This is a genomic window from Oscillibacter valericigenes (assembly GCF_016902445.1).
In the GTDB taxonomy this organism is placed as follows: Bacteria; Bacillota; Clostridia; order Oscillospirales; family Oscillospiraceae; genus Oscillibacter; species Oscillibacter avistercoris.
This window is the reverse complement of sequence record NZ_JACSNX010000098.1, coordinates 1-219: the sequence shown is the minus strand read 5'-3', so window position 1 is coordinate 219 and position 219 is coordinate 1. Positions and strand designations below refer to the sequence as shown.

Annotated in this window: 1 protein-coding gene; it reads left to right on the top strand. The window is 63.5% G+C overall.

The features are described from left to right. Window positions 1-219: S-layer homology domain-containing protein (locus H9X91_RS14180; RefSeq protein ID WP_204805900.1), on the top strand; the 219-nt coding region annotated here is incomplete at both ends.

The following is a 219-nucleotide window of genomic DNA, read 5'->3' as shown; positions in this document are numbered from 1 at the left end:
TGGTCACCGTCAGCGCCGGCGCCAAGGACTTCGGTGACAGCGCCGACCTCAGCGGCGAAGCCTATGAGGAAGCTGTCAACGTCATGTCCGAGATGGGGATCATCGACGGCTATTCCGATGGTGATTTCCGTCCCCAGGGCACCCTGACCCGTCAGGCTGCCGCCAAGATCATCGCCTGCATGATGCTGGGCAAGACCACGGCGGAGTCCCTGGGCACTC